At 29.1% G+C, this 24193-nt stretch carries 18 protein-coding genes; 5 read left to right on the forward strand and 13 right to left on the reverse strand.

What is annotated here, in order from left to right:
* Nucleotides 1-101: 101 nt before the first annotated feature.
* The 4 genes from DAD81_RS04240 to DAD81_RS21190 are packed head-to-tail and all read right to left on the reverse strand — an operon-like array spanning nucleotide 102 to nucleotide 4807.
* Complete coding sequence (locus DAD81_RS04240) at nucleotides 102-1334, reverse strand: murein hydrolase activator EnvC family protein (protein WP_111706989.1); 1233 nt, start codon at nucleotides 1332-1334, stop codon at nucleotides 102-104.
* Nucleotides 1334-2110, reverse strand: a complete 777-nt coding sequence (locus tag DAD81_RS04245) for a DUF4292 domain-containing protein (RefSeq protein ID WP_111706990.1) — start codon at nucleotides 2108-2110, stop codon at nucleotides 1334-1336. The genes DAD81_RS04240 and DAD81_RS04245 overlap by 1 nt, the downstream gene beginning before the upstream one ends.
* Nucleotides 2111-3103: a tetratricopeptide repeat protein gene (locus DAD81_RS04250; RefSeq protein WP_111706991.1), complete on the reverse strand. Its 993-nt coding sequence runs from the start codon at nucleotides 3101-3103 to the stop codon at nucleotides 2111-2113.
* A 30-nt stretch (nucleotides 3104-3133) separates the two neighbouring features.
* Nucleotides 3134-4807 carry an ABC transporter ATP-binding protein gene (locus DAD81_RS21190; RefSeq protein WP_111706992.1) on the reverse strand — a complete coding sequence of 558 codons (1674 nt, stop codon included), beginning with the start codon at nucleotides 4805-4807 and terminating at the stop codon, nucleotides 3134-3136.
* Between the two features lie 303 nt (nucleotides 4808-5110).
* On the opposite strand from DAD81_RS21190, the gene DAD81_RS04260 reads away from it, so the two are divergent.
* On the forward strand, nucleotides 5111-6973 hold the full coding sequence (locus tag DAD81_RS04260) for an ABC-F family ATP-binding cassette domain-containing protein (protein WP_111706993.1): 1863 nt from the start codon (nucleotides 5111-5113) through the stop codon (nucleotides 6971-6973).
* A gap of 211 nt (nucleotides 6974-7184) precedes the next feature.
* Here the strand turns inward: DAD81_RS04260 and DAD81_RS04265 are convergent, their stop codons facing one another.
* Nucleotides 7185-7901, reverse strand: a complete 717-nt coding sequence (locus DAD81_RS04265; RefSeq protein WP_111706994.1) for a 3'-5' exonuclease — start codon at nucleotides 7899-7901, stop codon at nucleotides 7185-7187.
* Nucleotides 7902-7960: 59 nt separating this feature from the next.
* Nucleotides 7961-8704, reverse strand: a complete 744-nt coding sequence (locus DAD81_RS04270) for a T9SS type A sorting domain-containing protein (protein ID WP_111706995.1) — start codon at nucleotides 8702-8704, stop codon at nucleotides 7961-7963.
* Nucleotides 8705-9262: 558 nt separating this feature from the next.
* Here DAD81_RS04270 and DAD81_RS04275 point away from each other — a divergent pair.
* Nucleotides 9263-10681 carry a PKD domain-containing protein gene (locus DAD81_RS04275; protein ID WP_111706996.1) on the forward strand — a complete coding sequence of 473 codons (1419 nt, stop codon included), beginning with the start codon at nucleotides 9263-9265 and terminating at the stop codon, nucleotides 10679-10681.
* A gap of 5 nt (nucleotides 10682-10686) precedes the next feature.
* On the opposite strand, the gene DAD81_RS04280 is transcribed toward DAD81_RS04275, so the two are convergent.
* Nucleotides 10687-11517 carry a T9SS type A sorting domain-containing protein gene (locus DAD81_RS04280; RefSeq protein WP_111706997.1) on the reverse strand — a complete coding sequence of 277 codons (831 nt, stop codon included), beginning with the start codon at nucleotides 11515-11517 and terminating at the stop codon, nucleotides 10687-10689.
* Between the two features lie 248 nt (nucleotides 11518-11765).
* A complete protein-coding gene (locus tag DAD81_RS04285; protein WP_111706998.1) occupies nucleotides 11766-13373 on the reverse strand; it encodes a lamin tail domain-containing protein in 1608 nt (535 codons plus the stop codon).
* A gap of 210 nt (nucleotides 13374-13583) precedes the next feature.
* Between DAD81_RS04285 and DAD81_RS04290 the strand changes: the two genes are divergently transcribed.
* Both DAD81_RS04290 and DAD81_RS04295 read left to right on the forward strand, forming a co-directional pair.
* Nucleotides 13584-14288 (forward strand): response regulator transcription factor, encoded by a 705-nt coding sequence (locus tag DAD81_RS04290; protein WP_111706999.1) that lies wholly within the window; start codon nucleotides 13584-13586, stop codon nucleotides 14286-14288.
* Nucleotides 14278-15330: a sensor histidine kinase gene (locus tag DAD81_RS04295; protein ID WP_111707000.1), complete on the forward strand. Its 1053-nt coding sequence runs from the start codon at nucleotides 14278-14280 to the stop codon at nucleotides 15328-15330. The genes DAD81_RS04290 and DAD81_RS04295 overlap by 11 nt, the downstream gene beginning before the upstream one ends.
* 63 nt (nucleotides 15331-15393) lie before the next feature.
* Here DAD81_RS04295 and purD read toward each other — a convergent pair whose 3' ends face one another.
* The 4 genes from purD to rnpA form a co-directional block, all read right to left on the reverse strand.
* Nucleotides 15394-16665 carry a phosphoribosylamine--glycine ligase gene (gene purD, locus DAD81_RS04300; protein WP_111707001.1) on the reverse strand — a complete coding sequence of 424 codons (1272 nt, stop codon included), beginning with the start codon at nucleotides 16663-16665 and terminating at the stop codon, nucleotides 15394-15396.
* 36 nt (nucleotides 16666-16701) lie between these two features.
* On the reverse strand, nucleotides 16702-18390 hold the full coding sequence (locus tag DAD81_RS04305) for a DUF6909 family protein (protein ID WP_111707002.1): 1689 nt from the start codon (nucleotides 18388-18390) through the stop codon (nucleotides 16702-16704).
* A 74-nt stretch (nucleotides 18391-18464) separates the two neighbouring features.
* The gene (locus tag DAD81_RS04310; protein ID WP_111707003.1) at nucleotides 18465-20102 is read right to left on the reverse strand and encodes a S41 family peptidase; all 1638 of its coding nucleotides are present in this window, start codon (nucleotides 20100-20102) and stop codon (nucleotides 18465-18467) included.
* Nucleotides 20092-20475, reverse strand: a complete 384-nt coding sequence (rnpA, locus tag DAD81_RS04315) for a ribonuclease P protein component (RefSeq protein WP_111707004.1) — start codon at nucleotides 20473-20475, stop codon at nucleotides 20092-20094. The genes DAD81_RS04310 and rnpA overlap by 11 nt, the downstream gene beginning before the upstream one ends.
* A 67-nt stretch (nucleotides 20476-20542) precedes the next feature.
* On the opposite strand from rnpA, the gene DAD81_RS04320 reads away from it, so the two are divergent.
* The gene (locus DAD81_RS04320) at nucleotides 20543-21721 is read left to right on the forward strand and encodes an acyl-CoA dehydrogenase family protein (RefSeq protein ID WP_111707005.1); all 1179 of its coding nucleotides are present in this window, start codon (nucleotides 20543-20545) and stop codon (nucleotides 21719-21721) included.
* Between the two features lie 18 nt (nucleotides 21722-21739).
* Here the strand turns inward: DAD81_RS04320 and DAD81_RS04325 are convergent, their stop codons facing one another.
* Complete coding sequence (locus DAD81_RS04325) at nucleotides 21740-24193, reverse strand: TonB-dependent receptor plug domain-containing protein (RefSeq protein WP_111707006.1); 2454 nt, start codon at nucleotides 24191-24193, stop codon at nucleotides 21740-21742.

The raw sequence follows: 24193 nt of genomic DNA on the forward strand, positions 1-24193 counted from the left end.
TTAAAGCCTTAAAAAGAAGCTTTACATTTAAACCTTTCCTGTTATTTTATTTTGAAATAGCTTGTGAACTTCTATTATTCATTTTTAAATAAAATAAGAATTTACATTTTATAAATCCAACTAGCAGGATTCTCAGTTTTAGCATTGTTTTTAAGCATAAAATTAAGGATAGTTTTACCAGTAATTTTATCGGTATATATAGACCCTATTTTCTGTTTCGCTTTCACTTTTTCTCCATTAGAAACAATAACATTTTCTAAATTATTGTATACCGAAATATAATTACCGTGCTGCACCAACACTGCTTTTTTATTACCAGGCATCATTTGTATTGCAATTACAGTTCCCTCAAAAACGGCTCTTGCTACACTTCCTTTACTTGTTGTAATTCTAACACCGTTACTTTGAATTGTTAATGATTTTACAATTGGATGCGGCTGTTTACCATAATAAGTAGAAACATATCCTCTTTCAACAGGCCAAGGTAATTTCCCCCTATTAGCGGTAAAATTAGATGCTAATTTTTTAGCTTCTGCGGTTAATGCAAATGTTGATGATGATGTTGCACTTTTAGTAGTTCCTCTTTTTTTATTAGACGCAGCTATTGCATCTCTAATTAACTTATCAATTTGAGCGTTAAGTCTACTCTCATCTCTTTGAAACTGTTTTATTTGTCTCTTATACTTATTCTCTTTTGCCTTAACTTGAGACAACAAACTTTCTTGACTTTTCTTTTCTTTCTCAATAGCAGATTGTTCAACCTTTTTTACTGATAACAACTCATTTTTTTGATTCTTTTTAATCTTCAATGAATCTGTTAATACCTGCAACTGATTTGTTTTTACATGAATATCTTCACCTTGTTTTTTTCTAAAGGCTGTATATTGCTTCATATATTGAAACCTTTTATAACCCTGAAAAAAATTCTCTGAAGAAAGTAAAAACATTAACCTACTATTTTGAGACTTACTTTTATATGATTTAAAAACCATATCTGCATAATCCTTTTTTAAGGACTCTAAATCTCTTTTATTCTGATTAATTTCTAGTTGATTTAGGTAAATTTCGTTTGAAATTTCTTTAGATTCATTTTCAATTGCCTTAATTAACTTTTCTCTTGAACCTATTTTATGATCTAAATCTTTTAATTCACTTAATACATTTATCTCTTTCCTTTTTGTATTAGAAAGCAACGCATTAATATAAACTTGATCCTTTTGAAGCTGAACTCTTCTAGCTTCTAAAACTTGACGTTTAGATTTTTTCTGAGCATTACCACTTAACCCTAAAAGGAATACAAAAAATAAAAAAAAGTACTTTAACTTAAACTGCATTATTTTAAATCAATTTCTTTATAACCATTTGGTATTGCGAAAGGAAAAGTTAATTTATCATTAAATTCAACAGTTCGATATTCAATATTTATGGTAGTTAATTTTTTTTGATCAATTGCTTTTATTCGTATATTTTCAGGAAATTGTTCTCCTTTAATATCTTTATAATCAGAATATGATACTGTTAGCAACTGCTCTTTCTTTGGATTTCTAATTTCTTGTTTATTTAGTTTAAAATTATCTGGATTCATAAAAAATAATATCCCAAACAAATCATTAGCTCTCTTTGGACTAATTTGGTATAAGTTATTATCAATTTTAGAATTATAATTTCCTTTTTTCAAATTTAAAACTGCCTGTCCTAATAATATATTTTGAACTTTTTCATAATCTAATTCCGTTCCTAAAAACTTACTTAACAAAGAAAAATCACCATCAAAATATGTTTTTTGTAACTTTTCATAATAACTAACTCTGCTGGGTGTTATTTTTACTTTAGCTACAGGAAATCCAAACTTTGTGGCACTCATCCAAATAGTCTTATCTTTCTCTAAACGTAATTTTATACTAAATGAAACAGACGTTTTATTATCTTTATAACGTGCATTTAAGACAGCACTTATCGTTTTTTGATTAAACTCAGAACCATAATGATTATTTATAATTTTTTTTGTTGAAATAGAATGAACGTTAGTATTATCAACCACATTCTTTTTCGATTTACACGAAGTAAATATCAAAACAAATAATACTAATATTTTTGCAAATAATTTCATTTAATTCTTTCCTTTTAACTTTTCAGCTTTTTGTTTATATTTTAAAACTAATTCTTTATTATTTATACCTTCATAGCTAATAATAAGCTCATTATAATAATTTAGCTCCATCTTATTATTATCAAATACAAAATCAATGCCAATAGTTAACATTTCAATTGCTTCATCATATCTATTCAATTTATTTAGTGCAAATCCACTTAATTGATACAATATCGGTTGCGCCGGATACAATTCTATACCTGCTTTACTATCTAAATATAATTTTTCAAACAATCCAGATTTAAGATCATAACTTAAAATTTCTAATAATATTTTATAATCCTTTGTTTCATTATACTTTTTAATTAAAGTATCTATATTTAAATCCTTAGAAGAAATTTTTGAAGTTTCAACTATTTTATCATTATACTTTTTTCTAGTTTTTAAATAAGCCTTAAATCGTCTTAATTTTAAAGTTCCAAGTGCTTTTTTTTCAATTTCATCTATTAAGTTTTCAGCTTTGTCATATTCCTTGTTTTGTATATACAACAACACTAATTCATTAGAATAACTAGGCTTAATAAGAACCAATTTTTTTTGAATTTCAATTGCTTCTTTATAATTTATTTGCGCTTTTAAAATTGCAACTTTATGTTTAAGTAGGTACCTATTATTAGATTCTTTTTCAAGTGCTTTATCAATAAATATAGTTGCTTCGTTGTATTTTTGAAGCGCTAAATAATTTTTTGAAAATTCAAATTCTACAGCTAAATTTAAAGTATCTATCTGGTAGCAAACTTCTAATTCTTCTATAGCTTTTTTAAAATTATTAGTTGTGCTAAACTTTAAAGCTTCAAAAAAATGTTCTTGAAACTCTAAACTATTCATTTCTTCATTTTGCCCTTTTTCTCCGGTTAATATACTTTGAAGATCGTTGTTTTGGGCAACTGAAATAGTTGAAATGAAAACCATTCCAAAAACAATAAAAATATTTAAAATCCCTCTATACATAATTAGCCTGCAATATACAATAACTTCAAGTTAAATACCCTTTGGGATTGCATCAATTAATTTTTGTGTATAATTGGTTTTTGGAGTTTTATAAATTAAATCTGCATCACCAATTTCTTCAATTTTACCTTTATTCATAACCACTAATTGATCAGACATATATTTAACAACAGCCAAATCATGTGAGATAAAAATATACGTAAAACCAAAATCTTGTTTTAACTCATTTAATAAATTTAAAACCTGTGCTTGCACCGAAACATCCAATGCCGAAACCGATTCATCACAAATAATTAACTTTGGTTTTAAAGCAATAGTGCGCGCTATTCCAATTCTTTGTCGCTGTCCTCCAGAAAACTCATGTGGATATCTATAAAAGTGCTCCTCCTCTAGCCCCACACGTTTTAATATATCAAAAACGTATTGCTTTCTTTCATTTGATGAATTTAAAATTCCGTGAACTTTCATTGGTTCCATAATTGCTTTTCCTACAGGAATTCTAGGATTTAAGGATGAAAATGGATCTTGAAATATTATTTGAACTTCTTTTCTAAAATTTTTCAATTCTTTTCTTGAAAGATTGGTTACATCTTTCTGATTGTAATAAATTTCGCCTTTTGTAGCTTTCTCTAAATGCAAAATAGTACGTCCCAATGTTGTTTTTCCACAACCCGATTCTCCAACTAAACCTAACGTTTCACCTTCATATAATTGAAATGATACATTATCAACTGCTTTAACTACATTTTTTTTACCGAAGAAAAAACTGCTTTCAGAATTAAAATAAGTTGCCAAATTAAACACTTCTAACAATGGTTTTTTTGAATAAATTTTATTGTGAAATTCTTTTCGTTGCTCGGTTGTATAAATCTCGTCATTTATTTCTTGCTCTATAAAATCCTGAACTGTTGGTAGTTTTTTTATACGCTCTGTTAAACTTGGTTTTGAATTTATTAAAGCCTTTGTATAATCATGTTTTGGGTTCTTAAAAACTTGTTTAACATTACCTTGTTCAACAATACTTCCTTGATACATTACTAAAACACTATCTGCAATTTCAGATACCAAGGCTAAATCGTGAGAAATAAAAATAATACTCATTTCTGTTTCTTGCTGCAATTCCTTTAACAATTCAATAATTTCCTTTTGAACCGTTACATCTAAAGCCGTTGTTGGTTCATCGGCAATTAAAATATCCGGTTTACAAGCAATTGCCATAGCAATCATAACCCGTTGTTTTTGTCCACCAGATATTTGATGTGGATATTGATTATATATTTCTTCAGCTCTTGGCAATTTTACTTTATTAAAAAGTTCAATCACTTCTTTTTTAGCTTCACTTTTTGAACAATTTTTATGTTGTAATAAAATTTCTAAAACTTGATAACCACAAGTAAGACTTGGGTTTAACGAACTCATTGGCTCTTGAAAAATCATAGAAATTTCATTTCCTCTAATTTTTTGATATTCTTTTTCTGCAGTTTTTGTTAAGTTAATATCATTATAAAAAATTTCACCTTTAACCTCAGCATTGTTAGATAATAGTCCTAAAATTGCTAATGAAGTTACTGATTTACCACTTCCAGATTCCCCAACAATCCCTAAGATTTGTTGCTGTTGTAGCTCAAATGAAATATTGTGAACTACGGTATTTTTTTCTTTATCTGAATTAAAAGAAATTGAAAGGTTTTGAACTGATAGCATTTCTTATTTTTTTGATAAAAATACAATTTTTTAAAGTTAATTGTTAACAAGATAAAACTTTTGCTTAACTACATAATAGATTCTTCTTTATTGCTCAGAATACCAATTTAAAACTTATAAGGTTTACTTTCAATCTTTTATTCGCGTTAAGGATAGAATGGTTTGTTTGAGCTCTTTTTTTGTTGTTTTTCGCAATAAAAAAAAGCGAGTAGTGATAGCCTGACCCAACGGGAAACGCCCAAATAATTTTAATTACAATTATCCTTTTTATTTTATGTAATTTTGCCCAAAAATATAAGGTTAATGAATTACTTATCAGTTGAAAATATATCGAAATCTTTTGGAGAATTAGAATTGTTTAGCAACATTTCTTTTGGGATTAATAAAGACCAAAAAATTGCATTTATTGCTAAAAACGGAACCGGAAAAACATCGATGCTAAATATTATTGCTGGTTTGGATAGTTCGGATACCGGACAAATTGTAAACAGAAAAGGTTTAAAAATTGAATATTTGTCGCAAGAAGATAGTTTAAATGATGCTTTAACTGTTGAACAAACTATTTTTGATTCGGACAATGAAACGCTGAAAGTAATTGAACAATATGAGCACGCATTATTAAACCCAGAAGACGAAAAAGAATATCAGCGAGCTTTTGAAAAAATGGAGCAATTAAACGCTTGGGATTTTGAAACACAATTTAAACAAATTCTTTTTAAACTTAAATTAAGTGATCTTTCACAAAAAGTGGGCGATTTATCTGGTGGACAGCGTAAACGTTTAGCATTGGCATTAATTTTAATTCATAAACCCGATTTATTAATACTTGATGAACCAACAAATCATTTGGATTTAGAAATGATTGAATGGTTAGAAAGTTATTTTGAAAAAGAAAAAATAACCTTGTTTATGGTTACCCATGACCGCTTTTTTTTAGAACGTGTATGTAATGAAATTGTTGAATTGGATAATGGTGGTTTTTATACTTACAAAGGAAATTACTCTAACTATTTACAAAAGAAAGAAGAGCGAATTGAGATTGAACAAGCAACAGTATCTAAAGCCAAAAACTTGTTTAAAAAAGAGCTGGATTGGATGCGTAGACAACCAAAAGCCAGAACTACTAAAAGTAAAAGTAGAATAGACGATTTTTATGTAATTAAAGAAGCAGCTTCTAAACGAAGAAATGACCATAAGGTTCAGTTAGAAATTGATATGGAACGTATGGGGACCAAAATTTTGGAACTTCATAAAATATCAAAATCTTTTGGTGATTTAAAAATATTAGAAAATTTTGAATATAACTTTTTACGTGGTGAACGTATTGGGATTATTGGTAAAAATGGAACTGGGAAATCTAGTTTTTTAAAGGTTATTACTCAAGAAATTCCACTTGATTCTGGAAAAGTTGTGGTTGGAGAAACCATAAAATTTGGTTACTATACCCAAGATGGTATTGAAATAAAACCTGGCCAAAAAGTAATTGAAGTTATTAAAGAATATGGTGAATATATTCCTTTAACTAAAGGACGAAAAATTTCTGCAGGTCAATTATTAGAACGTTTTTTATTCAGCAGAAAACGCCAATATGATTTTGTTGAAAAATTGAGTGGTGGTGAACGTAAACGTTTGTTCTTATGTACTGTTTTAATACAAAATCCAAACTTTTTAATTTTGGATGAGCCTACAAATGACTTAGATATTATTACGCTAAATGTATTGGAAAACTTCTTACTAGATTTTCCTGGCTGTTTATTAGTAGTTTCTCACGACCGTTATTTTATGGATAAAATTGTAGATCACTTATTTGTTTTTAGAGGTGATGGTGTTGTTGAAGATTTCCCTGGAAATTACTCTGATTTTAGAGCTTATGAGGATTCTAAACCTAAGGAGGTAACAGCTGTTGTAAAAACGATTGAAACAAAAGAAAAACCCGCAACTCCAAAAGCAAAATTAAGCTACAAAGAAAAAAAGGAGTTTGATGGAATTGAAAGTGAAATTGAAAAATTAAACACTGAAAAAAGTGAAATTGAAGCAAAATTCTTAGATGGTTCAATTTCTGGTGATGAAATAAATGAACTGTCTATTAAACTTCAAGAAATTTCAAATTTAATAGACAAAAAAGAAGAACGTTGGTTTGAACTTTCTTCTAAATTAGAGGAATAAATATTTTTTTTAATTAAACTCTTTGTAAAGATTTTCAACTGCAGATATGTAGTAGCTAACTTTTTAAAACTTTAAATTTAGCGATAGTTTAATTTTTCTGGTTGTCTTTAAATAATCGCCATGATGCTTACCTACACAGGTAAGACCTGAATGTAAATTCACAATTATTATTCATTCTATTGAAAGATAAGAATCTATTTTTATTTAAAAATTACACATGAATAATCTTTAAATCGTCAATTAATGGTTCGTTATTAAACCGCAATAAAAGTTGAGCAATAGCAATAGTATCCTTTTCGCAATAGATTACAATTCGTTCAATGTTTTTTTCTTTGTAGTAAACGTCTCCAACTTCACTTCCTGAAATATCATCTTTTGGAGATGGAATCCCTAAAATTGAGGTCAATAATTTTAAAGAAGAATAGTGTTTATAATCTCCAAATTTCCACAATTCCATAGTGTCTAAATGAGGAATTTCCCATGGTTTTTTTCCAAAGAAATTTAATTTTTCTGGAAGCGCTATTCTGTTAATTATCATTCTGCGAGCTATAAATGGAAAATCAAATTCTTTTCCGTTATGGGCACATAAAAGGTGATTTTTTTTATTAAAGTGTTTATCTAATAACTCTTTAAAATCTTCTAATATTTTAACCTCATCACCATAAAAAGAAGTAACTCTAAACTTTCTATCTTTAGAATTAAAATTAGTAAAATACCCAACAGAAACACAAACTATTTTACCAAATTCAGCCCAAATTCCGGCTCTATCATAAAATTCTTCAGGAGTAAAATCTTCTTTTCTTTGGTATTGTGTTTTAGATGCAAAAAGTTCTTGCTTTTCTGTAGGTAAATCTGTGTAAAACTCGGTTTCTGGAACCGTTTCAATATCTAAAAACAAGATATTATCAAAATTAACTTTAATATTCATTAGCTTTTTTTTTATAAATATAATAAAAAAAGTTTTTAATAAATATTTATAAAATTTAGCTAGTTAATTAACAGCTTTTTAAGTGAAACCTTCTCATTTTCTTCTACCTGAACCATATACATTCCAACACTTAAATTTTGTACATTTACCAGCTCATTTGATCTTATAGTTTTTTCATAAACTACCCTTCCCGAAATTGAGTAAATTAGAACGTGCTTATCGAAAGAATTTTTTGTTGAAATTGTAAATAACCCTTCCCTAACAGGGTTTGGATATAAATTAAAATCTTCAATTTGATTTTTAGTTACTGATGCTGTTTTACTATTTATAGGAGGATTAGAAGTATCCCAACCTCCAGTAGCACTTGTTCTTTGAATAGAAAATTCTCCAGTTGTTGTACCTGCATAGATTGATGTTTCTCCAAAAGCAGCTTCTCCTTTTTTTACAGTAAATACTTCATCTGGACCATTATAACCAATCAATTCAACAGGATCACCATTCTTTTTAATTAAAGCAACTCCCAATCCATTAACATGCACATTTGACATTTCAGGAATACTAAACCAAATATCATTATTTTTTAGAGTACCATTTAATGTAACTTCATCAATTTTATTATATTCTTTCCCACTAGTTCTTTTATAAAAAACCAGTTTCCATCCATCCAAATCAGTGGTTCCACTTCCGGTTAATCTTATACCTTTGGAAGTTCCGGTATAATTAATTTCAGAAATAAAAACCTCTTGGCCAAAAAAAAGGCTTGTTGAAAACAACGTAAATAATAATATAATAAACTTTCGCATTTGTGGGGAAATTCAAAATTCTGGTACAAATTTGATTAAAAACCTATCAGCAAACAAGTTAACGTAAAAAAACCTAACAAATGGTTAGGTTTCAATAACAAACGGATATGGCTTTACCCTACATTAGTATATTTTATAAGTAAATTAAAGACTTACTATTAAGTGCTTTTTTATCTATTTCAACTTATTAAAGTAAGATCCCTATACTTAAGTTTTAATAATTAATTGATGGTTGAATTTTAAAAAATACATGAAAGATAAAATGCTTTTAAAATTTGTATGAATATCTATGATTTTTAAACACTTATCTTTTCGTAAAAAATCTTCAATTATTTTTAAATCTGCATCGTAATAAGATTAATTCATCTTTATTTATAAAAAAAACACCATTTATTAAGCATATTTAGACCTAAAAGTAAGGATTAACCTTACTTTTTGTAAATAAAACTAAACGCTTCATTTAAATAAAATCACCATTCATATATTCAACGTGAAATTGTTTTCAATTTATTTTAGATAACCTTTACTTTATACATACGTTTTTTCATAAAATATACTATGTTTAGTTTACCCCATATAAAACAATATTTAGTAATTTTTTCTATTGTTTTTTCGCTTTGTAGTTATTCACAATCATTTACATTTAATTCTTCTACAACAACTTTTAATATACCAGCTGGTGTTACAAAAGCAACCGTACAAGCTTGGGGTGGTGGTGGAAAAGGAGGCTCCAGAACATCTAACGGTACTGCAGGCGGCGGCGGCGGTGGCGCATACACAATCTTAAATTTAACAAGCTTAACATCAGGGATTTACGAAATAACAGTTGGTAAGGGTAGTACTAGTACCGCTGCTGGAGGTACTTCTATTTTTAAAAAAACAGGAGGACCTGATTTAGTAACTGCAAAAGGTGGGAAATCTGTGGGAAATAACAATTCAAATGGTGCAAATGGTGGTGCTGGCGGTTCTACTATTGGTGGAAATGGTGGAAATGGTTGGTGGAAATTTAGTGGAGATGGTGGAGATGCAGGAAACACCACTAATACTGGAGGTAATGGTGGATATAAATTCATTTTCTCAGCTATTGCTAAATCTGGTTCTGCTCCGGGTGGTGGAGGTGGCGGTGCTTACAAAAAAAACGAATCTGGAACTATAGCTGGAGGGAATGGTGCAGATGGTAGAGTTATTGTTTGTTTATTTCCAGCAGATGCAGGTAAAATAACTGGTTCTTCTAGTGTTTGCCAAGGTCAAAATACTGTTTCTTATTCTGTTCCCGCTATTTCTGGTGCTACTAGCTATACTTGGGCATATTCTGGATCTGGTGCTACTATTTCTGGTACAAGTAACACATTATCAATTAACTTTTCAAGTTCAGCAACCTCAGGTAATTTAACTGTGTATGGCGAAAACGAGTGTGGTAGTGGAACAACATCAGCAAATTATGTAATTACCGTTTCCGAAAATACAACACCTACTTCAAACTGCTCTTATACAGTAAACCCTATAAATAATGGAGAAGTAACATTTACAAATACTTCAACAAATGCTACATCTTATTTTTGGGATTTTGGTGATTCAAATACTTCAACAGCTAAAAATCCAACACACACCTATAGTACAACTGGCACTTATTTTGTAAAATTAACAAGTACAAACAGTTTTGGTACTAATGAGAAAACTATTTCAGTAATTGTAGATAATAATACTTTAGGAATTGATGATGAAATATTAAGTACTTTTTTATTGTACCCAAATCCTGTTTCTTCAGGTGCAATAAAAATGAATTTACCCAATGAAATTGAAGAATTCAAAATAACAATTTCATCAATATTAGGTCAAGAATTATACGGCAGTAAAGAAAAAAACAGGTACAATACCATACATTCTGTAGATGTCTCAAACTACAAGAGTGGTATTTATTTTATTACAGTGAGCACAGAACATGGAAAGGCAACAAAAAAGTTAATAATTAATTAGTTTTATTACTTCACTACCAATTTACGTGTAGCAATTTTACCTTCTTCTTCAATTTTCACTAAATAAATACCTCTGTTTAAATTGGAAACATTAACGTTTTCATGTGATTGTACATTATTATTATAAACCTGCTGCCCTGCTATATTGTATATTTCTACTTTCTTATGCAAATTTGCTCTTGAAGACATATATAATATCCCATTTGATACTGGATTTGGATACATAGCAAAATTCTCTATTTGGTTTTTAACTACGGATAATACAGAAGAGTTATAGACTGTATTTGTAAATGGATTTGATGCTGATGCATTTGTAGTCACCCCATCTAGAGCGTTTTTTCCACTATAATCCCATTCACTTTCTACAAAAGTACTACTAGGACCAGCAGTATTTCTATATGCCCAACCATCTTCGTAATCCCAAGGCTTCCCACTTCCATCAACATCAACATCTCCAAATATATCTATAATAGAACCATTTTCAAATAAAACAATTGCATCATCACCATTTATTTGCATAGCATTAGTTATATAATCAGGTTCAAAACCAAAAAAACTAGTAAATCCTGTTTTTTCAGAAGCAACATAAATATACTCTCCTGCATTTGCTAACACATTAGGAAATGTAAATTCTTGTCCATTAGACCCATGTCCATTATTGGCACTTTCTACACCAAAAATACTTAAATCTGCAATATCATTTTTTACATACAATTCTATTCCTTTGGGAACTCCTCCTGATATCGGCCCATCATAAATTCCTGTAATTACTAAATCTTGCCCAAAAAAAAGGCTTGTGAAAAATAACGTAAGAATTAATATAATAAACTTTTGCATTTGGATAGATATTCAAAATTTTAACACAAATCTGAATAAAAACCTAAAAACAAACAAGTTAATACAAATATACCTAACAAATGGTCGGATTAATTGAATAAATGGATATGTTTTTACCTTATATTAGTATTTTAAAGACTTACTATTAAGTACTCTTTTATCTACTTTAACTGTATAACTAAAATCCCTTTACTTAAGTTTTAAGAATTAGCTTATGATTAAAATTTTAAAAAATCACTATAAATTAATTATTCCACTATTAATTTACGTGTAGCAATTTTACCTTCTTCTTCAATTCTTACTATATAAAACCCCTTACTTAAATTAGAAATGTTAAGATTTTCATGTAATTGCACATTTTTATTATAAACCTGCTGCCCTGCTATATTGTATATTTCAACTTTCTTATGCAAATTTGCACTTGAAGACATATATAATATCCCATTTGATACTGGATTTGGATACATAGCAAAATTCTCTATTTGGTTTTTAACTACGGATAATCCAAAATCATTTACTGCTCCAGGAGTACCTAAATCACCTAATCCATAGCTTGAAGTTGCACTACCCCAATTAGATTCTGAATCATTTGAAACCCCATCATAATAAAACAAATGTAACTCTGTACTAATACCCTGTAAACTACTACTATAATGCACTCTATCAATTTCAATTATACCATTTGTTAAAATTATTTCATCATCTGCATTTCCTAAAGTGATCCCTGAATACTCATAATTAGCTGTAAAACCTCCATTTAATCCACTATCAGAATTTCTAGCAAAAACAGCATAACCGTTTGAAGGTACAATAACAGACGAACCAATTGTATATGAATTTGATCCTGCATCTGAAATAACCCAACCTTGCATATCTATATCTGATGCCGTAGTATTATAAACTTCAAAATATTCTCCATCAGAGTCGTTTACTTGATCTGGATTTTGCATAATTTCAGTAATAATTATTGAACCCACGTTTGGTGAAACAATTCCTGTTAGTGAAATATTTTTACCCACTGCATCAGAACTAGTAATTAAACCTTCTTGAGTATAACTACCAATACTTAATCCCGATTTTAGCCTAACATAAATAGCAGTAGTTGAAATAGAAGCCCCTACTCTTACTAATGTTATTGTAGAAGTCCAACCTCCACCAGAAGTTTCTGAAATTTCAAAATTTATTGGTGAGGTTATCACAATGTTATTTGTTAAATTTTCACCAGAAACATTAAACACCCCCTCAACAGAAGGTCCTAAACCCGTAACATAATCCAATCCATTAACCGAGGAAGTTGATAATATAAATGGTAAACTCGAAAATGTTTGTCCATTATTTTTTAGATTTGGCGTTGACGTTGCGGCAGACAACCATATAAAATCCTCATAATTAACACCTAAGCCTGATAATTGCAAAGATTTACCTGCTAAATCTGTACCATCTTCAAAAACACCAATATCAATTGATGTCATTCCATTTGCAACACCATCAATTGCTGTAATAACTCCTTCATAACTTATAAATTGTACAACACTATTAATTGAATTTATAAGTGACAAAGCTTCAGTTTCATTTTGAATATTACTTTCTGGAAACCAAAGTGTTCCTCTTCCGTTTTCAAGATCTGGAATTGTACCTGATAAGGAAATCGTAGCATAAACCATAGAAGTACTATTATTATATAAATCTATACTCCAACCTGTTAAATCTGTTCCTGCCGGACCCGCAATTTCGATTCCTTCATTTATATCTCCTCCACTATTTTCATAATGAATTTCGTTAATAAAAACATCTGTTTGCCCAAATGATATTGTAGCCACGAATGCGGTTACAACAAAAAGAAATAAGTTTTTCATAGCATATTTTTTTGTTATCTGTAAAGTATAAAAAATATTAGGCTTTACCAAAAAATATATTTTTATCTTAAAAACCACTCTAAAATTAATATAGCGTAAGTTTAATGTTACCTTAATGTTATAATTTTGATTACTTTTAATTCACAGTTTAAAAATTGTAAATAATGTTTACTTTTGAATGTTTTTTAGCATTAAAAACTGTAATAAATTATGAAAAAAGCCGATATAAAAATCCTTTTAGTTGATGATGAACCAGATATTTTAGAAATTGTTGGTTACAATTTAAAAATTGAAGGTTACAAGATTTTTACTGCAAAAAATGGTTTAGAAGCCGTTGAATCTGCAAAAAAACACAATCCTCATTTAATAATACTAGATATTATGATGCCTGAAATGGATGGTATTGAGGCTTGCGAAAAAATTAGAGCTACTAAAGGTTTAGAAAATGTTCTTATCACTTTTTTTACGGCACGTGGAGAAGATTATTCTCAAATGGCAGGCTTTGATGTTGGAGCAGATGATTACATTACAAAACCAATAAAACCAAAAGTTTTAGTTAGTAAAATAAAAGCATTATTAAGACGTATTAAAAATGCACAAACTACTACTCTTGTAGATGATGGTAAAGTAAAAGTAGGTGAAATAATTATTGACAGAGAAGAGTATGTTATAATTAAAGATGGTGCTAAACTATCACTGCCCCGCAAAGAATTTGAACTGTTTTCATTATTAGCTTCAAAACCGGATAAAGTATTTAAACGAGATGATATTTTAGATAAAGTTTGGGGAAATGAAGTTGTTGTAGGAGGAAGAACAATTGATGTACATATACGTAAACTAAGAGAAAAAATTGGAGACCAATATTTTAAAACCGTAAAAGGTGTAGGTTATAAATTTGTAATAGATGAAGACTAGGAAAACATATTCATTTGCTCTTTGGACTGCATTTGCTATTACCGTTTTTACTTTTTTTATTTTACTTACGGCTCAGTTTATTTCAAATTATTCAATTCCTTATTTATTTTTATTAATTGCCGTTTTATTTAATTTTATATTTTCTTTTATTCTAATACAATATAGGTTAGAAAAACTCATCTATAAACGAATTAAGAAAATATATGATAGTGTTTCTGTTTTAGACAATTCAGACTTAAACAAAACACCTATTACTTCTGATATTGAAGGTCTTTCGCGAGAAGTTAAAAAGTTTGCTGAAGTAAAACAAAAGCAAATTACTAAACTAAATATGAGAGAAAGTTACCGACGAGATTATTTAGGTAATATATCCCATGAGTTAAAAACACCATTATTTACAGTACAAGGCTACTTATTAATCCTTATGGATGGAGCTTTAAATGACAAAAAAATTGGAAAAAAATATTTAGAAAGAGCCAATAAAGGTGTTGAGAGATTAATTTCAATTGTAAAAGATTTAGATTTAATTTCAAAAATGGAAGCTGCTGATTTAAAATTAAATAAACAGCCTTTTAATATTTTAGAACTAGTACAAGATGTTTTTGACCTTCTAGAAATGAAAGCAAAAATGAGAGGTATTTCTTTATATTTTAACAAACATTACAGCTATCCAATTATGGTAATTGGTGATGTTGAAAAAATTGAACAAGTACTTACCAATTTAATAGTAAATTCTATTAAATACGGAAAAAAGAATGGAACAACAATAGTGAGTCTTGAAAAAACAGATAAGAATAAAATTCTTGTAAAAGTTACAGATAACGGAGAAGGAATAGAAGAAAAATACCATTCTAGGCTATTTGAACGCTTTTACAGAGTAGATCAAAGCAGATCTAGGGAACAAGGTGGTTCTGGCCTTGGGCTTTCAATTGTAAAGCATATTGTTGAAGCTCATAATGAAGAAATATTCCTAAAAAGTAATGTTGGAGAAGGTTCTGAATTCTCGTTTACTATTGAACAAGTAGAACAATTCATTATTTAATATGAGGTGAGATGCAACTATTTAGTGCATCCCAATCCCCAATTTAATATTTAAGTAAGTTTTTTATAGATCAAAACCTATATCCTTTCTAAAATTTACTCCTTCAAAGCATATTTTATCTACGTTTTTGTAAGACTGTTTAAGAGCATTTTGAAAAGTGTCTCCATAAGAAGTAACTGCAATTACTCTACCTCCATTTGTTACTACTTTTCCGTCCTTTATAGTTGTCCCAGCATGAAACGGAATGGAGTTTTCAACAGCATCTAAACCGTGAATCTCTTTTCCTTTTTCATAAGCTTCAGGATATCCGCCTGAAACAAGCATAACAGTACAAGCACTATCTTTTTTTAGTTTAATAGTTTTTGTATGCAATTCTTTGTTTCCTGCAGCAATTAAAAGTTCTAAGAAATCACTTTCAATTAGTGGAATTACAACTTCTGTCTCAGGATCACCCATTCTACAGTTATATTCAATAACTTTAATTTCTCCTTTATCAAGTATCAAACCAATAAAAACAAAACCTACATAAGGAATATTATCTTTTTGAAACCCATTAATAGTTGGTTTAATAACCTGAGTTTCTATTTTCGCCATTAAATCATCAGTTAAAAAAGGCACTGGTGAAACAGCTCCCATTCCTCCCGTATTTAAACCTTTATCTCCTTCTCCTATTCTTTTGTAGTCTTTGGCGCTAGGTAACGTAACATAGCTCTTTCCGTCCGTTAAAACAAAGCAACTAAGCTCTATTCCCGTTAAAAATTCTTCTATAACAACTTTACTACTTGCTTCACCAAACTTTTTATTAGCTAGCATTTCAGTAAGTTCATTTTTTGCTTCTTGTAAATCTTCTAAAATTAACACACCTTTACCAGCTGCTAAACCATCTGCTTTTAATACATATGGAGCGGTTAATGTTTCTAAAAACTTGTATCCATCTTCAATATTTTCAGCCGTAAAACTCTCATAAGCAGCAGTTGGAATATTATGACGAAACATAAATTCTTTTGCAAACTCTTTACTTCCTTCAAGCTGCGCAGCATATTTTTCAGGGCCAATTACAGGTACATTCTTTAACTTTTCATCATTTAAAAAGAAATCGTGCACTCCTTTTACCAAAGGATCTTCTGGTCCAACTATTACCAATTTAATGTTGTTTTCTATAACAGCTTTTTTTACTGCTTCAAAATCGGTAAGTTTAATTTCTAAATTTGTTCCTACTTCTTTTGTTCCTGCATTTCCAGGCGCAATAAATAGTTTATTTAATAATTTACTTTGTGCAATTTTCCAAGCCATTGCATGTTCTCTTCCTCCTGATCCAAGTATTAATACATTCATTTTGTAAACTTATTTTTATCTATTTATAGTATTGAATTAAAAAATTTGTTCTAATATTTTTTGAGTAATTAAATATGTTGGTAAAACCCCTGTAGTTCCTAATCCACCAGATGCTAATGTACTTCCCGTTTTTAAAGGGTTATCAGAAGCATAATATGCATATCTAACTTGTACTTTTTTGGAAATATTTCCTCTTATTTTTGAAGCTGCTTGAATAGCTTTTTGATAATGTGCTCCTTCCATTTCAAGACCTGTTACTTTCCAAGTTGAATTATGAAAGAATTTTAAAATATCTTTATTTTGAAGTGAAGTACCTAAAACTGTAACCATAGCTCCGGTATATACTCCTAACCCACATCCTTCAAACATTTTTTTCTTAAGTTCATTTTTAAAAGGATAATTATCTGCTGTTCCTTCAAAAAGATGAGAAGACGGAATCATAATATCTCCCTTTTCTCCATCTAAAATACCTGCCTTACCCATTATTGAAACAGATTCAACATTTAAATGATGATTCTTATTTTCAGAATCTTCATATGGTTTTAACAGCTCATCCATAGTTTCATATGCCTGTTCTCCAAAGGCATAATCCATTACAATAATTACTGGTTTTTCTTCATCATTTATACTGTTTTTTAAAACATATTTAGTTTTAGAAAGATCTATTTTTTCCGTATCAATTATTTGAACATTAATATTGGTTCCCGATTTATCTTTTATATAAATAAGACCATTTTCTGCCGCAAACTCCTTTACTTGTGTTCTTAAATCTTCATTTTCATCATTACTTAAAAGCTGAAATAAAGACATTGGGTTCTCTTTGTCTATTTGTTGCGGTAAAATAACTGGAGCATAAATAGAATTCATTACACTGTGCATATTTGCACTAATTATATGAACTGGTCTAGATAATAAGTTATTCTCTCTTAAAACTTCTTTAATGTTTGTAGCCCATATTTCACCATAAATATGATGTCCAATACGTTCTCTTAAAACTGGACTAAAAGTTATAGCTCTTTTTAAATTGTTTACTTTTTCATTAATTGCTAAATATCCTAACCAATAAATAATTTGAAAAAAACGATCTGAATTATCTTTTTCTTGAAAAATTTCGTGCACATAAAGTGTTTCTTCAAAAGTTCTTCCTAAAATACTAGCAGCGTGTGCCAACATAATATCTCTCTCTTCCCTAGAAATTTTCTTGTGATGTATAACAACATCTTCTAATTTCTTCCATTCTCTAATTGTGTCGGTTTCATCATTTATTAAAACTTTTGATGCTATTTTATGCGATTCAATAAATAAAAACGTAAGATGGGTTAAAATATCATAAATTTCAGATCTTCCTCTTGTTACCTCAATATTCATTTGATCTTTATCTATTCTAAAACAATTTCTTCTTCTTTTAGGTGGAATAATTGTTTTAAAATGTGATTTAGAATAACCTTCGTCTGATGTTAGGTTTACAAATCTACACTCTTCAATACCCATTGGAAGGCGCTCTATTACATAAATAAGTCCGTTTAATTCAACTTTTTCTTCTGCAATAGAACCATAAATTTCAGGTCTTAAAAGTAATAATGCTTCACGCAAAGCATCTCCTGAAATTCCCATTGGTTTATAAAAACCTCTACTAAATAAGTGACGCATTGAAATATATAATTTTTCAATTGCACTAGAAGATTCTTGTGCTCTGGTTCTTTCGTGATTTTTAGATAGTCCCATAAAATATTTTGATTACAAAGATACGATTAATGGATTAGTTTTTTATATTGAAAATTACATATGTACTATCACTTTTACTCCAGTAATTTAACATATTTATTTTGGTCATTTAGTATTGAAACAGCTTTTAAAATAGTTTTATCATAAACTGTTTTTTGCTTATAAACACCTTCAATGTAGTAATATCTCTTTACTATTTCTTCGGTTAATTTATTTAAAATTTCAACTTTGTTTTTCTTTAATTCGTTCAATTTTTCAACGTGAACTGCATTTAGTAATTCTGAATATTTTTTTTCTAAATTATTATTCAAATTTTCCGATTTAGATTTCTCTAAAGCAAGTTTAAATTTTGCTTCGGTTTCAGTTTCAAAATCACTTTGATTATTATTTAGATATTTTAACAATTCTGAAAATTCATTATCTTTCAATTCAAACTTTGATGGCGCTACGATTGATGAATTTTTATAAAAATAAGTTGTTACAAAATTAAAAAAGGCATCAGATTTTAATAATGTTTCCGTAGTTTTAGTTGTAACTGGTTTTTCCATTTCAACATCAGGTTGAATTCCACCACCACCATAAACAATTCTTCCTTTTTCAGTTTTATAAGTTTCTCTTCCGTAATCTGAGAATTTAGGTACTTTTCCTTTTTCGTCTCTGTTTGTATAATCCAATTCTTGAATACATCTTCCACTTGGAGTATAGTATTTTGAAATTGTTAATTTCATTTGGGTACCATAAGAAAGAGGTTTGTAACGTTGCACTAGTCCTTTTCCAAAAGAACGTTCACCAATTACCAACGCTCTATCATAATCTTGTAAAGATCCAGATAAAATTTCTGATGCAGAAGCTGACCTATTATTTATTAAAATTGTTAATGGAATATCTAACTCTATAGGTTCATTTCGTGTTTTATAGGTAGCACTTTCCTTTTCAGTTTTTGCCTTTGTAGTAACAATAATTTTATCTTTTGGTATAAAAAAGTTTGAAATTGTTACAGCTTCATTTAAAAGACCTCCAGGATTGCCTCTTACATCAATTATAAGTTTCTTCATTCCTTCACCTTTCAATTCTTCTATTGCATTTCTCACTTCTTTTGAAGCTTTTTCATTAAATTTAATAAAAGAAATATAACCCACTTCGGTATCAATCATTGTAAAATAAGGAACAGGATTTACGTCTATTTTTTTCCTTTTCAACTCGAATTTTTGTTCTTTATTTTGTCTTACAATAGTAAGTTTTAATACCGTATTTGGCAAACCATTAACCAATCCCGAAATATCATTTTCATCATATTCCTTAACATCAACTTCGCCAATTTTTATAATTTTATCTCCTGCTTTTAAACCTTCCTTTTCTGCTGGAGAATTTTTTAAAATCTCTCTAATGGTCAATTTTTTATTCTTGAAACGAGTTAAAATTCCAATACCACCATATTCTCCTGTAGCTCTAATTCTAGCATCTTCAACACCTTGTTCATCATAAAACCGGGTATAAGGATCTAAATTAGACAACATATAATTAATAGATTTACTTGTCATCTTTCCAGGATTAACCTCATCTATATAATACATATTCAACTCTTTAAAAAGAGTAGTATATATATTTATTTGCTTTGCAATTTCAAAAAAATCAGATTGAAAACTTACGGAAATAGTTATAAAACCGGCAACAAATACTCCAAGAATCCATTTTTTTATTTTAATTTTCATCTTCATTTATTTTTATCAGAAATTTATTGCTAAGTTTTTTTAAACTCAGCTCTAAATCTTCATATTTCATTTCTTCTCTAGACATGTATATAAACATAAACACATACTTTTCTTCTAATTTTTCGTAAAATAAATGCTTATTTTTTCTATAAACTTCTCTTAACAACCTTTTAATTCTGTTTCTATTAACTGCTAATTTAACATTCCTTTTTGGGACTGAAAAACCTGTTTTTAAAGGGAATTCGCCTTTATGATCAATTGGTAAATATATCAATCTAAAAGGGAAAGATTTTACATGATTTCCTTCAGCAAATAATTGCTCAATTAATATTTTACTCTTTAATTTTTCTTCTTTTCCTAAGGTATAACTCATTAACGCAAATGTAATGAATTAATGATTTTAATTAGTAAATTTGTTAGAAACCAAATTATAAATTCCCATGTCAAACGATTTATTTCAAGCACCGGACTATTACAAACTAGATGAATTATTAACTGAAGAGCAAAAATTAGTAAGAGATGCTGCTCGCGAATGGGTAAAAAGAGCTGTTTCTCCAATTATTGAAGATGCCGCCCAACAAGCTAAATTTCCAAAATCGATTGTTAAAGGTTTAGCTGAAATTGGAGCTTTTGGATCATATATTCCAGAAGAATATGGTGGCGCTGGCTTAGACCAAATGTGCTATGGGTTAATAATGCAAGAAATTGAACGCGGAGATTCAGGTGTTCGTTCAACTGCATCTGTGCAATCTTCTTTGGTGATGTATCCAATTTTTAATTATGGATCTGAAGCTCAAAAGCAAAAATATTTACCAAAATTAGCTTCGGGAGAACTTTTAGGTTGTTTTGGGTTAACAGAACCAAATCACGGCTCAAATCCTGGAGGAATGGAAACCAAAATTAAAGATATGGGCGATCATTTTTTATTAAATGGTGCCAAAATGTGGATTTCAAATGCTCCTCTTGCTGATATTGGGGTTGTTTGGGCAAAAAATGAAGAAGGACGCATAAAAGGGTTAATTGTTGAACGTGGAATGAAAGGATTTTCAACTCCTGAAACACATAATAAATGGAGTTTAAGAGCTTCAGCCACAGGAGAACTTATTTTTGATAATGTTAAAATTCCTAAAGAAAACATACTTCCTAACAAAGATGGATTAGGTGCTCCGCTTGGTTGTTTAGATTCTGCGCGTTATGGAATTGCCTGGGGAGCAATTGGAGCTGCAATGGATTGTTACGATACCGCTTTACGTTATGCTAAAGAACGTATTCAATTTGATAAACCAATTGCGGCGTATCAATTACAACAAAAAAAATTAGCAGAAATGATAACTGAAATCACCAAAGCTCAATTATTAACATGGCGCTTAGGAACGCTTAAAAATGAAAATAAAGCTACTTCGGCACAAATATCTATGGCTAAGCGTAATAATGTAGATATGGCCTTAAAAATAGCCAGAGAAGCACGTCAGGTGTTAGGTGCCATGGGAATTACAGGAGAATACTCAATTATGCGTCATATGATGAATTTAGAAAGCGTTGTAACTTATGAAGGAACCCACGATATTCACTTACTCATAACTGGTTTTGATATTACCGGACTTTCGGCTTTTAAATAAGAGAATTAAACGTCTTTTTTAGATATTTAAATTTACAGACAATGAAATATTTCTTCCTGGAGCACTTATTGAAGAAGCAAACTCTTTGTAATGTTCATTAAAAATATTATCAACATTTACAAAAAAAGTTAAATTATTACTAAACTTATAATTGGCATTCAAGTTTAGAGTATTCCATTTAGGATTACCATAATAACTATCTGTAACTTCGTTATAAGGTGTTTGTTCAATATTATCAATACCTTCAACTAAATTATAGTCTTCAAATCTTTTTTTTGCGTTGAACCTGAAATTTAAATTCATTTGAAAACGATCTTTTTCATAACCTATTTCAAGATTTCCAAAAAGCGGAGGAATTGAAGATAAGGGTAAATTAGTGTCATAGGCTTTTCCTTTTGTATAGGTTAAAGACCCTTTTGTTTTCCATATATCATTAATATTACCTTTATAACTGAAAGTACTTCCAACTATATATGCATTATCCTTATTTACATTGGCAATAATAGCACCTTCTTCATTATCATATATTATTGTTGATTTATTATCTATTTCAAAATAATCTCTAGTTATGTAATTATCTAACAACGTATAATAAATATTTATTCCTGTATGAAACCGTCTATTACTATAATATTTTAAAACACTAGCTTCAAAATTATAAGCATACTCCGGTTTTAAATTAATATTTGGAACTGTTACTTTCCCTGATTTTTCTCTTATTTTTCCTACATCATCTATATTTGGAGATCTAAAACCTGAAGAAATTACACTGTTTAATTGCCAATCTTTTTTAGGCTTGTAAGCAAACCCAATGGTTGCTGTAACTGCTGAATTATTTAACGAAATGTCAAAATCAGGTAAGGTTATAAAAGTGTCATCAATCCAAGTTGCTTGTAAATTTGTTTTAATTATACGAGCACCAGTATTTAAAGTTATTTTCTTGCTAATATCTTGTCTGTAATTTAAATAAGAAGCTAAACTAGTATAAGAACTTCCACCATCTGGATATCGAGACTGCACCGTAAAATCATCAGTAAAACCAACAATAGTATTGTTATAAACATCAAGTTTTTTTCCAAAAGCGTTAGAATTTACTTTATTATAGGTGGTTTCAAACCCATAAGAAAAAATTCTCGAATCAGTTTTCCCTAATGGGACAAAAAAATCACCATTTAAACTAAGTACATCTACGTTTTCCTCTCTATAAGAACGTTCTAAACTTGTAAATTTTCTTTGTACTCTAGATTCTTCAATATTTTGATACGCAGCTGTAATTGTTCCATTTTTTATCCATTTTTTATCTGGATTTATTTTTAATTGAGAAGAAATTAAAAGCCTTTTTTGAGGGCCATAATACCATTCTGCAAATTTCAACTTATCATCTGAATACTCTGTTAGTTTATCAAACCTGTTTATGTTTGAAGATTGAGAATATTGAAAATTAAACGTAATGTCTGTTTTATCTGAAAAAGGGATTGCAATTTTCTGCAATAAATCCAATTGATTAAAACTTGTGTTTTTTTCAATTAATGGGTCATTATTTACTATTGAAACCGAGTTATAAGTATTATTTTTATTATTTGAATACTCAAATACCTTTCCCCAATCCTTAAATCCGTGATTGCGATTATCACCCATCTTTAAATCACCAAATTTACTATGTGAAACACTTGTAAAAGAAGCCCATTTTTTATTTCTCAATTCTATATTTCCTTCTGTAGTAAATTCGTTATTAATTGTACTAAATCTTGAATATAATGAAGTATTAACTTCTTTCTTATTGCTCACTTTTGGAGTTTTTGTATAATAATGAATTACTCCTCCTAAAGCATCTGAACCATAAACAACAGAAGATGGTCCAAATATAACTTCAGTTCTTTCAATTATATTTGGCGAAACAGTAATAGAGTTTTGCAAATGTCCCATTCTATAAATAGCATTGTTCATTCTAACACCATCAACTACTAATAAAACTCTATTGGCTTCCATTCCACGAAGTACCGGGCTTCCACCTCCAAACTGAGATTTTTGAACTCTAACTCCCGGTAAATTTGCTAATAAATCTGCAGAAGTTTGCGGTGCAATTTTTCTAATTTCTTCTTTTGAAGCTATTTCAACATTTTCAGCAATTCTACTTCTTTTCTCTTCTCCTTTTGAAGCCGATAATACTATTTCATCAAGCATTTCAGCTTTTCTGGTTAAATAAACTACATAATCAACTACGGCTAATTCTCTCTTTAATATTTCAAATTCAATATAGGCTAAATGATTAAAGGAAATAATATCTGAATTCTTAAAGGTAGATAAATCAGCTAATCCATTTTTATCTGTATATAAAACAGTATCATTACTGTCATTATAAATTGTAACATTTTCTACTGGAAAATTAGCCCCCCTTTCTAAAACTTTTACTTGTTGAGAATTTACTATTGTTGTAAAAAAAACACTTAAAATTATTAATATACTTCTCAT

It is taken from the genome of Lutibacter citreus (assembly GCF_003260195.1).
GTDB lineage: Bacteria > Bacteroidota > Bacteroidia > Flavobacteriales > Flavobacteriaceae > Lutibacter > Lutibacter citreus.

Coding starts and splice junctions, on each gene's coding strand:
- DAD81_RS04240 (WP_111706989.1), bottom strand. CDS start 1,334: ATGCAGTTTAAGTTAAAGTACTTTTTTTTATTTTTTGTATTCCTTTTA.
- DAD81_RS04245 (WP_111706990.1), bottom strand. CDS start 2,110: ATGAAATTATTTGCAAAAATATTAGTATTATTTGTTTTGATATTTACT.
- DAD81_RS04250 (WP_111706991.1), bottom strand. CDS start 3,103: ATGTATAGAGGGATTTTAAATATTTTTATTGTTTTTGGAATGGTTTTC.
- DAD81_RS21190 (WP_111706992.1), bottom strand. CDS start 4,807: ATGCTATCAGTTCAAAACCTTTCAATTTCTTTTAATTCAGATAAAGAA.
- DAD81_RS04260 (WP_111706993.1), top strand. CDS start 5,111: ATGAATTACTTATCAGTTGAAAATATATCGAAATCTTTTGGAGAATTA.
- DAD81_RS04265 (WP_111706994.1), bottom strand. CDS start 7,901: ATGAATATTAAAGTTAATTTTGATAATATCTTGTTTTTAGATATTGAA.
- DAD81_RS04270 (WP_111706995.1), bottom strand. CDS start 8,704: ATGCGAAAGTTTATTATATTATTATTTACGTTGTTTTCAACAAGCCTT.
- DAD81_RS04275 (WP_111706996.1), top strand. CDS start 9,263: ATGTTTAGTTTACCCCATATAAAACAATATTTAGTAATTTTTTCTATT.
- DAD81_RS04280 (WP_111706997.1), bottom strand. CDS start 11,517: ATGCAAAAGTTTATTATATTAATTCTTACGTTATTTTTCACAAGCCTT.
- DAD81_RS04285 (WP_111706998.1), bottom strand. CDS start 13,373: ATGAAAAACTTATTTCTTTTTGTTGTAACCGCATTCGTGGCTACAATA.
- DAD81_RS04290 (WP_111706999.1), top strand. CDS start 13,584: ATGAAAAAAGCCGATATAAAAATCCTTTTAGTTGATGATGAACCAGAT.
- DAD81_RS04295 (WP_111707000.1), top strand. CDS start 14,278: ATGAAGACTAGGAAAACATATTCATTTGCTCTTTGGACTGCATTTGCT.
- purD (WP_111707001.1), bottom strand. CDS start 16,665: ATGAATGTATTAATACTTGGATCAGGAGGAAGAGAACATGCAATGGCT.
- DAD81_RS04305 (WP_111707002.1), bottom strand. CDS start 18,390: ATGGGACTATCTAAAAATCACGAAAGAACCAGAGCACAAGAATCTTCT.
- DAD81_RS04310 (WP_111707003.1), bottom strand. CDS start 20,102: ATGAAAATTAAAATAAAAAAATGGATTCTTGGAGTATTTGTTGCCGGT.
- rnpA (WP_111707004.1), bottom strand. CDS start 20,475: ATGAGTTATACCTTAGGAAAAGAAGAAAAATTAAAGAGTAAAATATTA.
- DAD81_RS04320 (WP_111707005.1), top strand. CDS start 20,543: ATGTCAAACGATTTATTTCAAGCACCGGACTATTACAAACTAGATGAA.
- DAD81_RS04325 (WP_111707006.1), bottom strand. CDS start 24,193: ATGAGAAGTATATTAATAATTTTAAGTGTTTTTTTTACAACAATAGTA.